11 protein-coding genes are annotated in these 16,012 nt (G+C 43.9%); 2 read left to right on the forward strand and 9 right to left on the reverse strand.

Annotated elements, in window-relative coordinates:
- Nucleotides 1-2 precede the first annotated feature (2 nt).
- The 9 genes from P2W71_RS19030 to P2W71_RS19070 all read right to left on the reverse strand — a co-directional run bounded on the left by P2W71_RS19030 (nt 3) and on the right by P2W71_RS19070 (nt 10,217).
- Entirely contained in the window at nt 3-1,112 is a 1,110-nt protein-coding gene (locus tag P2W71_RS19030; RefSeq protein WP_276372905.1) for an MBL fold metallo-hydrolase, read from the reverse strand.
- 11 nt (nt 1,113-1,123) lie between these two features.
- The gene (locus P2W71_RS19035; RefSeq protein ID WP_276372906.1) at nt 1,124-1,786 is read right to left on the reverse strand and encodes a metalloregulator ArsR/SmtB family transcription factor; all 663 of its coding nucleotides are present in this window, start codon (nt 1,784-1,786) and stop codon (nt 1,124-1,126) included.
- A 420-nt stretch (nt 1,787-2,206) separates the two neighbouring features.
- Complete coding sequence (locus P2W71_RS19040; protein WP_276372907.1) at nt 2,207-2,554, reverse strand: DUF3024 domain-containing protein; 348 nt, start codon at nt 2,552-2,554, stop codon at nt 2,207-2,209.
- Nucleotides 2,555-2,596: 42 nt separating this feature from the next.
- Entirely contained in the window at nt 2,597-3,100 is a 504-nt protein-coding gene (locus tag P2W71_RS19045; RefSeq protein ID WP_276372908.1) for a hypothetical protein, read from the reverse strand.
- Between the two features lie 68 nt (nt 3,101-3,168).
- Entirely contained in the window at nt 3,169-6,321 is a 3,153-nt protein-coding gene (locus P2W71_RS19050) for an FG-GAP-like repeat-containing protein (protein ID WP_276372909.1), read from the reverse strand.
- Nucleotides 6,322-6,333: 12 nt separating this feature from the next.
- Nucleotides 6,334-7,782: a PorP/SprF family type IX secretion system membrane protein gene (locus P2W71_RS19055; RefSeq protein ID WP_276372910.1), complete on the reverse strand. Its 1,449-nt coding sequence runs from the start codon at nt 7,780-7,782 to the stop codon at nt 6,334-6,336.
- 442 nt (nt 7,783-8,224) lie between these two features.
- Nucleotides 8,225-8,995: a hypothetical protein gene (locus P2W71_RS19060; protein WP_276372911.1), complete on the reverse strand. Its 771-nt coding sequence runs from the start codon at nt 8,993-8,995 to the stop codon at nt 8,225-8,227.
- 37 nt (nt 8,996-9,032) lie between these two features.
- Nucleotides 9,033-9,254, reverse strand: coding sequence for a hypothetical protein (locus tag P2W71_RS19065; protein WP_276372912.1), 222 nt, complete (start codon nt 9,252-9,254; stop codon nt 9,033-9,035).
- Nucleotides 9,255-9,593: 339 nt separating this feature from the next.
- A complete protein-coding gene (locus tag P2W71_RS19070; RefSeq protein ID WP_276372913.1) occupies nt 9,594-10,217 on the reverse strand; it encodes a hypothetical protein in 624 nt (207 codons plus the stop codon).
- A 576-nt stretch (nt 10,218-10,793) separates the two neighbouring features.
- Between P2W71_RS19070 and P2W71_RS19075 the strand changes: the two genes are divergently transcribed.
- Nucleotides 10,794-11,597 (forward strand): hypothetical protein, encoded by an 804-nt coding sequence (locus tag P2W71_RS19075; RefSeq protein ID WP_276372914.1) that lies wholly within the window; start codon nt 10,794-10,796, stop codon nt 11,595-11,597.
- Between the two features lie 427 nt (nt 11,598-12,024).
- Nucleotides 12,025-15,930: a T9SS type A sorting domain-containing protein gene (locus tag P2W71_RS19080; RefSeq protein WP_276372915.1), complete on the forward strand. Its 3,906-nt coding sequence runs from the start codon at nt 12,025-12,027 to the stop codon at nt 15,928-15,930.
- Nucleotides 15,931-16,012: the final 82 nt, after the last annotated feature.

The following is a 16,012-nucleotide window of genomic DNA, read 5'->3' on the forward strand; positions in this document are numbered from 1 at the left end:
GGTTAAGCAATTGCACAATGATTTCCACCTGCTTCCAGGTCGGATAGTTCATACCCATCATAAGAACCGCTTACATTTAAGCCTGCAATGAGCTGATAGTTTGGAGGTGTCGGTGGAATTTTGGATGAAGCATACTCCACGAATTGTGATTCACTTAACTCAGAAACATGGACAGACTTCTTTACGTTGGCAAGAGGTTCTCCAATAATTCTCCCATCGAACAAAACAGTCTTAGCGGTATGCGCCGGAAGAACAAGAATGGAAGAAGGTAAGGAAAGAAGTTGTTTTAAGGAGTGATAAAGACTTTTAGCTTTTTGCATTGCTTCATGCTGATCAGCTTTTAAATCCGGTCTCCCAATTCCATCGATAAAAAGCGTATCACCTGTAAAAATCGCAAGATCATTTAATTTAAACGTGGTGCTTTCCCACGTATGGCCAGGTGTATGAATGAATTGGAGCGACGCCGTTCCAAACCTAACGATATCCCCAGACGCAGCCGGATTAAATTCAAACTCAGCCTTTGCTTTGTCAATCAATAAGTGAGTTGCGCCGCCTGCCCTTGCAAGCTCACGGGACCTTGACACAAAATCAGCATGAATATGTGTATCTAGGACATACTTGATACTCCATCCATTTTCCTTTGATAGTTTTAAATAAATTTCAGGATTTAGGCAGGCATCGATAACAATTGCTTCGTTAGCTGAGCCCACGATATAAGACAGGACACCTTTTGCAGTTCGTCGCACCTGAATTACTTTTAATCCATCTTGAAAATTAAACTCAGCTGTATTCCATGCGTAGTTCCAGGCCTTCATTCCTCCCTCTAGTGAATAGGCTTGAAAACCCTTTTCCCGAAGTGCTTCGGAAGCAATCAAACTTGTTCGGCCCGCCGCGCAAACCGTGACTACCGTTGAATCTTTGGGAATATCAACTTCATCCAGCACGGTATTATCACCAGCGTTCAATCGCTTGTATGCATCAACATGCGTGCTTTCGCCGATGCGCCATTCATTTCTTTGCTCAACGGGCCTGACATCCAAAATGAATACAGGCTCCTTCCTCTCCAGCTTCTTTTGCAATTCTTCCGTGCTCATGAGTTTATTGTCTTTCATCGCGCATCGGATTAATTTGATTCAACTGGCAATCCCATCACAGCCCAATCGGGAAATCCTTCTTCAAGCCGCTTTGCTTTGTATCCAGCCTTTGCTAGCATGGCAACAGCCTCGTCTGCAAAAACACAAAATGGTCCCCGGCAGTACGCAATTATTTCATTGCGCTTGGGTAGCTCTTTCAATCTCTCAGATAATTCGTCAAATGGAATAGAAATAGCATTGGCGATATGACCCTTGCTATACTCCGTCTCCGGGCGTACATCCAGAATTGTAATTTTTCCGGATTCGATTTTTTGAATCAATTCATCGATGGTGACCGACTCTAACGTGAATTTAGATTTTCGGAAATCTTTCACGAGTTTGTCAATTGAGGCGATTCGCTCGACGCCCAATTCCCTTAAGGCTTTCCATGCTTTGAAAACATTTGGATCGGCAAGTCTGTAATGAATGAAGTTTCCGTTTCGGGCAACGTCGACTAACTGCGCTGTCTTCAATACTTGAAGGTGTTGAGAGGCATTTGCCACGGAAAGGTTTGTTTGAATAGCGATCTGTTCAACGGAATAATCTCCTTGCGCGAGAAGCTCGATGATCTCCAAACGATGCGGATTAGCCATAGCTTTAGTGATCTTGGCCAATTCGTCATACACTTTGTCTTTGAATTCCCGTTTGTTCATACGAATAGTTTGATTGTCATACCAACGGCAAAGGTAAAACAATCGTTTCAACTATTCAATAGATTTATTGAATAGATGGTATAGACTTCTTTTTTAATCTATTTGGAGCTGTTTTTACGAAATGAACGCGCACGATCTTAACACCCTTGCGTTAGAGTGTAATATTGTTCAATAGGATCATTGGTTCTCATCCCGTGCAGTGTTCCTGTTCTTTCTGCGATGTATGAACGATATTATCCATGATTTCCAGGAATCTAAATATTTGTGTTTAAAGCTGCGGGAGAGAAAATTTAAAAACTCCTTTTCTTTTTCAATCTCAACAAACGGAATGATTTCTCCCTCGGGTTTTATTGGAATTGCCTTGAGGTATTTTTGTTGGCCGGGTGTAAGTCTCAGCAATATTGGACTTTCATTCTACGGCTACCCCCCAAAACACCCATGTTTGTCCTCTTCGATGATTTTTACAAACTCTTTAAGTGTCTTAACTGTTGGTTGAGGATCGTATGGGTACCATTTCAAATTCGCCCGAAGCCAAAATACCTTCCAGTGATTTTTGGCTTTCACAAACGTAGCCTTCGCTACTTCAGGATAAATGATCTTTGAAGCATCATTCCAAAGTGGACGAATCTCATGGACGATAATACTTTGGCCTTCTATCTTATATCCAATATCTAGTTTCGGACGAATATGTTCTGGTGGCCGCTTTCTTTCGAGGAAAGCTTCCATTACTTCGATGATGTCTAATACGTGTTGATTATCTACTGCCATGACTATTCATATTTTTATCAAGCCGGCTTAGCCTCGGCGCAGTTAGTCGCCTTGCTGATACCACCTGTATTCCTTTCCCGTCCAATAAACTATGCCGCTTGATGACTCTAATTTAATCGTTAAAATTGCTTCTCCCTTTAAGGTGATCTTCTTTGTTTCGCCAACGCCCATTTCTACCTCTTTGTCTACATAAACTTTCCAGGCGTCCATCCAGTTATAATTGTCTCTTCCCTTTCCATTGCTTAATGGCTTGCCGGCTCCAATGATGTAATGAGTTTTTGTTCCTGCGTGATAAATTAACATCCCCTTCTTCTCTGTCTTTCTTTCAACTATACCTAGGGCGTAGTCTTGTATTTTGTCTCCATCAAAGTCTCCCCTTAAATAAAATGGATTTAAGTCAGTTCGGATCGAATAAATTGATTTGATTTTTTCCTGATTGTAAAGATCTTCAATTTCGGCTGGTAGATTAGACTCAAAGACAAAAATTTTGTCTTGCCCTTTTGCGAATACCGATGCCGAAATTGTCAGTGCTAGTATCAGAAACATTTTCACTATTCTGAGTTTTAATTTGTTTTGTATGCTTCCCAACCTTGACATATTGAAAACGTGAGCCACTACCGTAGCAGCAAGACCTGTCCGTAGGCTTGGCTTCCGATTGTCAATGGACTACCATCATTAAAATGTCCGTGCAACGTCCATGTGTATGTGCCCGTTGGCATGTCCCGGCCGTGATATTTCCCGTTCCACCCTGTTTCTGTAGCCTCGGTGATGTCCGTAGTGCGAAATACCTCATGGCCATCTGCACTGTATAAGCAAAAGCGTACATCGGCTATACCGGTGGCGCGAAGGCGAAATACATCGTTAGCGCCATCACCATTCGGTGAAAAAAGCGTCGGCAGGAAAACAGTTTGCGATGAGGGGTCGGGGTCAGGCTGATTGTCACTTTCCACTATAGATACATTGAACGAGATTGTTGTTTCGTCGTCGCCATCCTGATCGGTACCGCCATCATCCTGGACTACCACGGTGATTGTGACTATTCCCAAGTTGCCGGGGGTTGGCACGATTACGAGGGTAGCGGTGCCATTATCATTTAGCGTAGCCGACGGATTGTCAAGTAATGACGGCGTGCCTGAAGACGGTGTTATCGTCAATTTCTGACTATTTTCTCCCGGGCCGGGATGGAGTCCTGTCAACGTAATTGTGGCTGGAGTATTACCGGCAACAATGGATACATTGTTCAATGGATCGATAAGAGGTGCATCATTAACCGGGTTGATGGTAATGACAAATGTTGCGGCGATGCTTTGATCAACACCGCCATTGGCTGTACCTCCATTATCCTTCAATACAACGGTAACGGTAGCTGTTCCATTGGCATTAGCTGCGGATTGGAAGGTGAGTGTCCCTAAGGCATCAATGGCAGGCTGGCTAATGAATAGTGTATTGTTGTCATTGCTAAGTAGAAAATTCAGTATTTGACCCGACTCGCTGGCGGGACCTGCAGATATGTCTTTGGCCCAAGCTACGAATGTTTGAGCTAATGCGTCTTCGTTCGCTTCAATATCGGAGGTCTTTGTAAATGACGGGGCATCATTGACAGGATTGACGGTAATTACAAAAGTTGTGGCGATGCTTTGATCAACACCACCGTTGGCTGTACCTCCATTATCCTTTAATACAACGGTTACGGTAGCAGTTCCGCTACTGTTCGCCGATGGCTGGAAACTGAGTGTACCTAACGCGTCAATAACGGGTTGGCTAGTGAATAGCGTATTGTTGTCATTGCTAAGTAGAAAATTCAGTATTTGGCCTGACTCACTGGCGGGACCTGCGGATATGTCTTTGGCCCACGCTATCGGCGTTTGAGCCGATGCATCTTCGTTTACTTCGATGTCAGGGCCTTTTGTAAATGACGGAGCAACATTCGCCGCTGGCGATGAAGCAGCGGTGACGATAACCGTAGTGATGTTATTAGTTGCTGCCGGACTGATAGCATCATTAGCGGTAATGGTGAACTGTACTGTTTCATTGTTACCGACAGGCATACGACCTGTCGTGGGAGCAAATACGAGGAGACGAAGTGCTGCCTGAGCAGCTGCTGCGGTACCGGTGAAAGTATACTTTCCAGAGCCCGCGTTTATGAATCCGGAAGCGGTCAAAGAAGCTGCCGTAAAGTTTCCTTTCGCAGCCAGATCGAGCTGAACGCTGATGGCAAGCTTTTGCCCGGCATCGCGATCGCTTACGGTAATAGTTGAAAAAAGAGCGATGGTAGAATAGTCGTTAGTATTCTGATTTGCCACGGCCCCTGCAATGACAGGAGGCATGTTGTTGGGGTACCACGCCACCCTATGATCATTGAGGGACGCTGTCATGATATCCATATCGCCATCGCTATCGACGTCTGCAGCGTAGATCGACATAACACCATCGGCACCAGTTGATACAGCACGCTGTGTAAAAACCTGCGCGCCATTGTTTTCATACCACCAAACCTTTTTTGTGCCAAGTGTGGCTGTGAGCACGTCCATGTCGCCATCGCCATCGATATCCGCAGCATAAACAGATTCGGCATTGGCACCGCTGGCGATGATCTTGCGATTCGTGAATACCTGTGATCCATTGTTTTCGTGCCAGAACATTTCACCACTAGAGCTTGAGACGGAAAGAACATCCATATCACCATCGCGGTCCATATCTGTAGCATAAACCGAATAAGGATACGTTACCGCTGTGCTAATGTTGTGCGTGACGAACCCCGAAGATTGCTGGTTCTCAAACCAGGAGATCTTATTCTCGCTAAAGGTGCTGTTGTTATAGGAGGACGCGACGATATCGATATCATGGTCACCATCCACGTCTGCAGCATACACTGTATTTGGCATCGAAAGGCCTGTTACCACAGTACGCGGTGTAAATACCTGCGCACCATTGTTTTCGTAAACAAGAATTTTATTGAAGCTTTGACAAGCTGCTATTACGTCCATGTCGCCATCGCTGTCTATGTCTGCCATGTGCAGTGATCTGACCTGTTCCCCCGACTCAAGCGTACGAGGTGTGAATTCGGCTGCACCGTTATTTTCAAACCAGACGATCCTGCTGTTTCCATGGGATGCAACTACTACATCCGTGTCACCATCATTATCGAGGTCTCCCGCATGGAGCGATACAGGAATGTCCACCGCCGCGGATGGTGTGATCTTATTGGCGGTGAGCACAGGTGAGCCATCATTTTCGTACCAATTAACCAAGTTAACTTGTGGCGCAGCCGAGAGTATGTCGACATCAGCGTCACCATTCAAATCTGCAGGATAAATGGCATGGGCCGTAGTGGCAGTTGTTGAGAGCGAAGGGATGGTTACAAAAGCCGGCGTGTTGGAAGATGAAGCTACAGTAAATTGCCATGCATAGCCTAACGCTAGGCCTAAGCCTGGCGTGAGCGTTACCGTAACTACTTCCCCCGCTTTGAAATCACCGGTGGGATTGAAGGTAATGGTATTGGTATTTCCTCCTGTCAGTGTACCGAAAATTGCACCGGATTGCGCACCATTGACCTTGAAATTGGCGGTAGTGACAACTGCAGCGGAAATAGCAGCATCAAACGTTACAGTAATGTTGGAAGAAATGGCAACTTGCTGTGCATTGGCACCAGGCGAAGTGCCCGTAACATCTGCTGCCAGGACGATAGCGGGTGCCACGAAAAGAATCGCTAACACGCAAAGACGAAAACCTTGGATAAAATGGTTAATGGCTAATCTCATGTGCATCGCATCTACCATTTAATTCTTAATCCATTCAAAGTCTACTCTGCGATTCTTTTGACGTCCAGCTTTAGTACGGTTGGAGCCCACCGGCTTGCGAACACCCATATCAATGACTTTGAGTTGACCTTCCGATACTTCGTAGTCGATCAATATTTTCGCCACGGCTTTTGCCCGTTTATATGAGATCTGTTTATTGACCGATTGATCCTCCTCTGTACTCCGGTGTCCTGCGATCTTGAGTTTTAATTTCGGATCACGTTTTAGTGCGGATGCAAGATCTTCAAGAAATGGTGTTCGATCGGTTGGTACTTCTGCGCTCACAACATCAAAATAGATAGCGGGTGTATCGGGGAGAGATTCAACTTCTTCTGACTCCACCCTGGAACTATCAGTACTGTTGTAATGTGCAAAAGGTGGAGCATTGCGGGAGACGCGTGTCGGAGATGACTTCGCCGCTTTGGGCTCACGGATGGTTTCTCCACCGACAGCAGTGTTGCGAGGTTTCAATTCCACTTTGCGCTTCATGCGCCATCCCAACCCTATCTCCAATGCATTATTGATGTTGGCATCCCGACCGGAAGCTATCGATAAATCTGTCGAGGCACTTATGATATAGCGCTTGGCATTGTATTGCGCGGAAAACACGAGTCCCCCGGTGGTTTTGTACCATACACCGGTGCTCAGTTCATTATCATTATTAACCCGGTAACTTATACGGCTACCTATATTGGCGATGGACGTTCCTTGCCAGACGTACCGAAACGTAGGGGAAAGTGTAAAACGTCCGCGTGTAACCAAAGCTATCTCCCCGGCTGCAATGTACGTCATATCATCAGCTGGCGAGTTCGCAAACAGATCGAATGCAGGCTTGTTCATGTTGTACGCGCCTATGCCAAACGAAGCTTTTTCCTGGTTGTTGAACCCGGTAAGTACCCAGCGAAGGCCCGCGTTGATAACCGGTCTTGTCACTGAACTTAACTGAAAGGTCTCGCCATTACTAAGCGAGGGGTCATAAGTACCTAAGTTATATTGACTATCGGTGGTGATCCCCGATACATCGATTCTTTTATTGATCACACCAGCCGCAATACCGGCTCCTACATGATGCTTTCTGCTCAGATGGATGACATAGGCAAAGACACCGCTGGCCCCTGTGACTTTATATATTCCACCGGGACCGGCATGTTGACTGATTACATTGACACCAACTCCGCCATATTGCAAGCCATCGGATCTACGATAAAATGGGTGCATGAATGAAACTGAAGGTAAATCATAATTACCAACACGTGATTTGCGATAATGAACTGTGACCTGGGTGTACTTGGTCAATGACGGAAAAGCAGGGTTGGTTAATAGCTGTACGTTGTTGTATTGCGAATAGGGAACGAACTGTCCATAAACAACCTGGCAGAAAAACAGGCTACCAATAATGGCAGCAAAAACAACAGGCGAGGGTTTCAATCTAACACAATTTGATGCGTAATATAATGCGACTTGTGTGACATGGACAACCTCATGTAAGAAATTCAAGCGAACAGAGATTTATCAACGCGCCCTTGAAAAGGGGTTCATCACATGGAATGATCCAGCACCAGCGTTGCCGATTTCTTTTGTTTGTTTTCCAAAAAGGAATTCATCCTGGTGATCAGAGTGCCTCAGCTATCAGCAACGTATAGACAGCCATGGATTGTACAGAAAGCACTTTAAAGAATTCAATTCGGAAGAACCCTTACCTAACTTCGTTCCGTGACGCCATCAAGAATGGGCAACGCTGTTTGATTCAAGTGACAGGTTTTTTCGAATGGCGTTGGCTTGATGAAGCAGGAACGATCCCAGTTCCGTACTATCTCATGGGATGGGGGATATTCAAAATATCACCAGTGGCGTTCCAGAGAACAAAAGGCTATTCACAACTATATGTAATTTGCTCAAAATGCGAAACATCATATAGAATAATATTATGAGGCAGACAACTGGTAATTAAACCGTCTTCATTATAGTCTAACGTATAAGCGACGTCTTGAGGATTCACTTTCGGATAACCTGGAAAATCGTCATGGATAGTTGCTGTGACTAGATTATTTAACCCCGGCAGGTAACCATTCATGTACACATTCAGTGTTTCAAGTTCGGGGACATTACCGTCATATTTTAGTTTGTTGTCGTATGAAATATTTTCTGTGTAGAGAATTTCTTCACTCTCAAAGATCCTAAAGATTTTTATCACATTGCCGTTACCATCATATTCATATCGTTTACCATCTCCGTTGCCTTGAATTTTAACGAGCCGCTGGTTTTCATCATGATAAAAAAAGGTGGTATCTGCCGCGCCGGTCGGAGGATTTTGCACCCAATATGATTTTTGCAGGTTCCCCTTTTTATCATAAATCAATTCGCACTTGAGGTACCACGTGGGAGGAGAATTGAAGTCGAACAATAACAGGCGAACAAGTTTGCCCTTTTCATTATACTCCAATTCGCCGGTCCGGATTCCTGCGTCGGGCACGTCGTACAAAATGCTACCGATCCGATTCGACTCGTCGTACACATACGTCTCGGTATAGGCAGGAAATTTTACAGTCACCGGTCTACAAATAACTTGGTCGCCATCAGAATTACATGAAAAAAAGAAGGAGGTGAGCGCAAGTAGAAGCGGTTGTCGATAAGGATTCATAACGTGTACCAGCCTTGCTTGATAATCTTGAGCGTGGCTAGGTAACCGATTTTTTATGGACGACCGGGATCCCATAAGCGTTTTCAAAATTGTCGGAAAGAAAATCGAAGAAATCGTTTTCTTTTTCGATCTCAGTAAACAAATTGATATCACCAGCAAGCCAAAGGATTTCTCCCTCTGGCTTTATTAGGTTTGACTTGAGGTATTTTTTGTTGACTGGGAATTCCAGATGTAAATCTGGGCAATATTGGATTTTCATATGCAATATCGTTACCTCTGCAAAATCCGGATCAAATCATCGTTTAAATAAAGTACATCAATGCCTTCCTTTTTTGGCGTAAGAATTTTTGCTTGCACCAGTTCATCCACGTATTTGGTCAATGTTGTTCTTAAGTTTTTCCAACGGCAAATAAAATGGATTTAAGTCAGTTCGGATCGAATCAATTGATTTGATTTTTTCCTGATTGTAAAGATCCTCAATTTCGGCTGGTAGATTAGGTTGGTTAACATCGCTGATATGACTCCCACTACGGTGACTGTCCCGTAGCGTTACCAAAGGCAGAATCGTTCGTATTTTGATAACTGTGTTGACTGTTGCTCATTCCGGGATACCCAGAAATGCCATGGCCTCTGTATAGGTCATCGCCTTTACACGCGCTATGGTCTCATTATTATTAACCACTCTGCCGCTGGTTGCAGCCACACCACCAGGAATCACGATGAATCGAAACTGATGACTGTTGCTGATGCTTGTATAAATATTACCGCTGTTTACAAACTCTATCTTTAGATTCCCCACCGTGGCGAAAGCAGACCAGGTGTCGTATACTGTTGTAGGCTGGATGTAGGTCAACGTTATTGGCAACTGGCCAACCTGACCAGCCGGCCATACAGCACCATTATATCCTAGAAGTTTTGCGTAAACAAGCACAACTCCGCTGTCCAACACCTCTTGTGTGAACTCAGACACGGCCACCGTGTTTGTAAAATGTTTTATGCCGAATACAGTGGCAACTTCATACGTTGATGGTGTAAACCACTCGCCATAGATAACGTTAGCGGTACCGGTATTGCCTGTTGCGCCTTTGGGCCCTTCTGCACCAGCGGGTCCTATGGGCCCCGCAGGACCTGCCGGGCCAGCTGGTCCTGCCGGTCCCTCTTCCGAACAACTAAGACCGATGAATGAAATAACCATCAATAGATACGCGATGCTGAGTTTCATAATAATTTTAATTTAACATATAGCGGAAACTAGTTAGTATTTGACCATACGTTAGATTTACGGCCATCTATATGCAAAGTAGATAATTACTTTCTTTGGCGCCATCCCAGTATTCCGACTAATTGTTTCGGATGATAGCACCTGGCTCAGTCAGTTGATATTGATTTGAATCGTTGACAACGCGCTGAACGGCATAGTGAGGGAAAATTTTTCGATTAAGAATTTGATCACTATGTAAGCCGGAACTATGATTCACTTGATTAAAAGATTAAGGGATTAAAGACTGCACGCAAAGAGATGAAACCGCTGTCATCCATTTCCGGCAACGCGCATTTATTGTGCGGTACTTCGCGCGGATTGAGAATTAATGAAGCGCGGATTTTTCACGCATTGATTAAATTGTATCGAAATCTCGGCTATTATTACGAAGTCGATTAAAAACGTGAAGGGTATAGCTTAGGACAAGGAGGCCTTCAGTCGCATGAGAACAAAATCAAAAGCAAGCTGAAGATGACAGCACAATGCCAACTAAGATTTTACAAGTTATTCAGATTATATTTCATTACTCCTAGGTAAATGCTTCCAAAACCTCGTCCGGTCGGCCTCCAAACAATTATTGAGTTAATCAAAAAAAGACACCTGCTATTAAAAATGGGCGCTATCTTTTTTTTGGTTGGTCTTATACTCGGCACAATCTTTTTAATTGTCATCCCAATGGTAGCACATGATGATGTTCCAGAAGTTGATTTCAAAAATGTCAACGATCACGGTGAAGCTACAACTGCAACCATTACCGACATCGAAACACAATATAATCTTACAATTAACAACCAACATCCGTCAATTATCACCTACAGGTACACCGTTGGTGGCAAATCTAACGAGTCAAAATTCAAGACACTCTCTCCTGACAAGGTTAATAAAATGGAGGTAGGCGACTCAATTGCTATCAAGCACTTGAACGGGAAATCGATCATCACCTCACTGGAGCCTTTCAGCTTTCCGTTTGGTATGTTCTTTACTATTCCATTCGTGCTCCTTCTTATTGGACTTCCCTGCGTGCTACTTCTTGTTCACCAAACCCGAAATGAGATGGGCTTGTTGAAGTTCGGGATAATTACAGACGCTGAAGTCGTTTCAATGACACACAAGCCAGGTCTGCCCCTTTCGAAAGTGGGCCAGGGCGTGCAGATTCATTACCAATACAAAACAAGCTATAATAAAATATATTTGGCTAATAGTTTTACTTCAGACTTGTCCATGCTGAATACCATCAAGCAAGGGGGTGTGATCAAAATTTTTGTGTCTCCTGAAGACGAATCAAAATCGACGTTAATTTCAACGCTAGAAGCAGTACGAAATGGTTGGCGTATCGATTGACAAGACATCACCTCTCAATCTCCTTCTCTTCTTTCTCTTCAACCTCAGATGACGATGCGCCATATCAGGTTCGTTAACAGCGCTGGGATCATTCCCACCGCCGGGCTGTCCAGTGGCGTCGCCAAAGGGAGGACCGCTGGTATTTTGATAACTGTGTTGATGACCTGGTCAATCGCTCTTCCCAATTCTCGACCGGCTTGAGCAAGCTTTCACTCACCATTATCGTCAATCTATAATACCCAAAGTCCCTTCTCTTTTCCGTCTCCTGACCAGCTCCACGACTTGACTCGCATAAGCATAAGCCTTTATCCTTTGTTTGTTCAACACCTTCCTAAGTAACCGTAAGAAATACTGTAAATAAGAAGCTAAAATAGGGTTACAACAGCCCCAAAAGAGGTATCCTTGAGAGTGTCGCATAGCCATCATTATGAAAAAATTCGTCAGGGTAATAATGCTCCTCTTTTTTGTATCCTTCAATGGGTTCTCACAACAAGTCCAGGCACCTTTTCTTGACGCTGAGCCTAAGCCAGATAGCTATGTTATTTCGGTAATACACGAAGGCTCATTTGCTTATATGGCGGGTTCTTCATCCAATACGTGTGGAGTCGTCCCATTCATTTCAAAAATTTCATTGGAAACAGGTGAAACCCGTTGGAATACGATCCAGACCCTTGACGAGAGCTATGAATTGCCGCACGCTATTAGTAAAATAGAAGTCATAGGGGATGCCGTTTTTGGAGTGAGCAGGGCTTTTTACCAATTTGACCAACCCGAATTCTGGAAAGTCAATAAAACGACGGGTGCATTGGAATGGAAAATTTATTTACCGGATGCCACTTCCATGTCCTCCATTTCAATTCATGCGTATTCGTCCACTCAGGTTATTTTATATCTTGACTATGCTATTTACTTAGTGAATATAGCCTCCGGGGTCATTGAGAAAAGTCAGGCAGACGGTGGAGGACAATTTATGGGTGTAGGTATTGATCAGGTCATTTATTTCGGATACAAAAAGATTGTAAACTTTGATTTTTTAAATTCGACTTCATCTATTCCTTTCCCCCCTGGGATGAATTGCTTTAGCGGTAAACCTTATCCGGAAGTTTATCAAATAAGCACTACTAAACTCCTTGGCTTTGCGCAAAAGGGTTGCGACGAAAAAGGCGTTTTTCTAATCGACCTTCCTACCAATCAGATTGTCTGGAGCCTCACTAGTTCTTCACAGTATATGAATGAATTTAAGGTCAAAGGAAATTATTTGTATGTAGCCTGGGGTCCGCTTTTTCTTGGGGAATCTTTCGCGTCGGCATCTAAAATCAATATAACAAATGGGAACGTTGAATGGCGTTCCAACAACCTTTACGCTACTGATCATGATACAGAGCACCCTTATTCTCAGCATGTGACATCCGGAAGGGCATTATCCATTGACGTTGATGATTTAGGAGACGTCTATTTAACCGGAAGCGCGAATGGCCAAAGCAATACTGGCGACATGGGCATCATGAAGCTTTCCGGGGCAAACGGTGCAAAGCTTTTTGAAAAAATCATTACAGAAAACGAAAACGACTATGATGATTACAGTTGGGGAGTAAAAGTGATTGTTCAAAACGGAATCCCATACTTCATTGGCAATGTAACAGAAGAAGCATATTACAATTTTCAGACGCCCACGGGGTATGGAATTTCGGGAAATAACATGGTGCTAGTAAAACTTGACCCCAGCACAGGCAACCTTTTAAGTCGCAATAATTACAACGGAGGAAAAGTTGACCCTTCATTAATCAAGCAAATTCTTTCTTATAAAAACGAAGATCTTCTTATTCTGGAAAACAGAGGAAGGCATGCTTTTATCAGCAGGTATGATAAAAACCTTAACGTGATATGGTCAAGGAAACTGAGGTATAAAAACTTTTATGGTCACGAGGCAATGAACATGGCACTCGATAACGCTGGGAACATTGCTATTACAGCAATCGGTTCTTTTCTATCGAATAGATCTGATATCTACAAAGCCTATGAAAAGAGTATTGTTTTTGTGCTGGATGAAAATGGTCAGACCCTACAGGAAGTAAAACTCAGTTATGGGCTTCGGGCCATAAATGATCTGCATTCCGATGGAAATAATTTTTTCGTTTTAAGCGGTGATGACTCGAGGACGATTATATATAAGCTAAATACGACCGGATTGATCGCCGAAAGAGAACTTAACTTTCACCATACTACTGGTAATGCCACAACACGACGGATGTGCAGTAAATCAGGAGATGAACTAATCATCCTTGGAGGATATTCTCTTAAAATGCTTGTTGTAAACAAGACGACCTTGTCATATCAGGAATCACCGGTCGATCTGACAGATGACCCGAATAATCCCAATCCTTATGATATGATTATTCGAAATGACACCTTATATACCGTAAACTTTGATCCGCACGGCGATTCGTTTCGAAATATGACCTGCTATTCATTTGTTAGCAACACCGTTGTGTGGAGCGGCACTCGAATAGGATACAACTACGGCAACCGTTTTCAAAAGATCATCTTTGATGACAAAGGAAACCTCTACGCTTTAGGGACGGGACAATACCAAGGCTTTTTACTTCAGCGCCTCGATAGAAAAACGGGCATCGTACGATGGAGTCAGCTGCGTACCTACTCGCAGGATATTGAAGCATCGAATTTGTTCTATGACAAGATCAGGAATGAAATTGTAGTAACCGGTCATAAAACGGCCGCAGGCGGTAACCAATATACGACCGCCATGTTCAATGCCGATACAGGATCTCCCGTATTGGTGGAGACTCAAGCCACTGCGATTGGCTCGGGGCTGGTTATTGGTCAGGCGGGAAATGGTGATATTATCACCGGTGGAATCCTGACACCTAACGATCAGTGTACGTCGTCCTCCGTGCTCATGCGCCATTTTTCTTCTCTCTTATCAACGGAGAACCTATCTGCTTCTGACGGGCTGGAAAACCAGGTTACAGTCTCATGGACGACCAAAAGCACAAATGCTTTTTTCAAGCTGTATAGAAGTAATACAAACAATGCGGCCACAGCCGTCGCCATTTCCGGATGGATTCAAACAACTACTTTTAGTGACGGTACAGCCCAACCGGCTACAGGTTATTATTATTTTATCAAGGCAGCAAAAGACAACATCGGCACGGCGTCATCCAAGCTAAGTCAAGGTGATTATGGATATCGAAGTGTACCCAGACCGGTATTAAATTCAGTACAAGTTGCAACAGCAAATACCTTGTATGTCACCTGGATGCCTTCGGCGGGAGCATCGTTCTACCGGGTATTCAGGGGAGCCACCATTGACCCCGCACAAGCGGAAGGAATAACATCGTGGTTATCATCAACAACGTATACCGATACGAATGTTATGCCAGGAAGAAACTACTATTATTTTATTCAGGCAGCTTTAAATGGAAGTGGCGATTTCTCATCTTCGCTAAGCGACGGCAAAGACGGTATGATTTCCCTGCCTACGACGGAAGTAGTGACCGCTACTGAAGGAATTGAAAACTTTGTTTCTGTTTCATGGACCACGCTTAGCACAAATGCGTTCTTTAAGGTTTACAGGAATACAGTCAACATCGCATCTTCAGCGCTACCTGTTTCCGAATGGATTAGCACTATGTCATACAATGACCCTACCGCATTAATTGCAACAGGATATTACTACTTTGTGCAGGTTGCTTCCGGTAATACGGGAGCAGGCGCTTCAGAGCTTAGCACCGGCGATTTTGGATACCGTGGCATAGCACGTCCGGTTTTGAATACTGTAAGCACAACGGAGTCAAATTCGTTGACAGTAATGTGGACTCCTTCTGTCGGCGCATCGTTTTATCGTTTATATCGCGGGAGTGACAGCAATGCATCACACGCTGTGGCAATTACTTCCTGGATTAGTTCGAATGATTATACCGATGCTGATGTGTCAGCGGGAACGACATACTTTTATTTTGTTCAGGCTTCGCTGAATAGTGGCGGAGATTTCGCAACACTACTAAGCGACGGTCTGAGTGGTGCAACGAATAATATCCTAGGTACCGAGCCTAAAAGTGCACTTTCTTCTTTTCAGGTTTATCCGAACCCCATGAACGAACGTGTTACGGTTGCTTATAGCTCGGATTATGTCGGATCAATTACCATCAGTCTTGTTGATGCTATCGGTAATCTGATCATGGAGACAACAGAATCCAAGAGCACGTATTATTTTGAAAAGGTGTACGATCTTTCCTCACTGCGTACTGGCTTTATGTTCATGCTTGTGAAAGAACCCAATGTGCAACTCAAGAAGAAGTTGTTAAAGCACTAATATTCTAGGAAAGTCAATTTTACTTCTTGATAATTGAAAAATATAAGGATCATATACTACCTATGTGCTTGGCTATTGCCTT

The organism is Chryseolinea sp. H1M3-3 (assembly GCF_029360725.1).
In the GTDB taxonomy this organism is placed as follows: domain Bacteria; phylum Bacteroidota; class Bacteroidia; order Cytophagales; family Cyclobacteriaceae; genus Chryseolinea.

Bases quoted from the DNA above. Each gene is read 5' to 3' on its own strand.
- P2W71_RS19030 (WP_276372905.1), bottom strand. From the start codon at position 1,112: ATGAAAGACAATAAACTCATGAGCACGGAAGAATTGCAAAAGAAGCTG.
- P2W71_RS19035 (WP_276372906.1), bottom strand. From the start codon at position 1,786: ATGAACAAACGGGAATTCAAAGACAAAGTGTATGACGAATTGGCCAAG.
- P2W71_RS19040 (WP_276372907.1), bottom strand. From the start codon at position 2,554: ATGGCAGTAGATAATCAACACGTATTAGACATCATCGAAGTAATGGAA.
- P2W71_RS19045 (WP_276372908.1), bottom strand. From the start codon at position 3,100: ATGTTTCTGATACTAGCACTGACAATTTCGGCATCGGTATTCGCAAAA.
- P2W71_RS19050 (WP_276372909.1), bottom strand. From the start codon at position 6,321: ATGCACATGAGATTAGCCATTAACCATTTTATCCAAGGTTTTCGTCTT.
- P2W71_RS19060 (WP_276372911.1), bottom strand. From the start codon at position 8,995: ATGAATCCTTATCGACAACCGCTTCTACTTGCGCTCACCTCCTTCTTT.
- P2W71_RS19065 (WP_276372912.1), bottom strand. From the start codon at position 9,254: ATGAAAATCCAATATTGCCCAGATTTACATCTGGAATTCCCAGTCAAC.
- P2W71_RS19070 (WP_276372913.1), bottom strand. From the start codon at position 10,217: ATGAAACTCAGCATCGCGTATCTATTGATGGTTATTTCATTCATCGGT.
- P2W71_RS19075 (WP_276372914.1), top strand. From the start codon at position 10,794: ATGCTTCCAAAACCTCGTCCGGTCGGCCTCCAAACAATTATTGAGTTA.
- P2W71_RS19080 (WP_276372915.1), top strand. From the start codon at position 12,025: ATGAAAAAATTCGTCAGGGTAATAATGCTCCTCTTTTTTGTATCCTTC.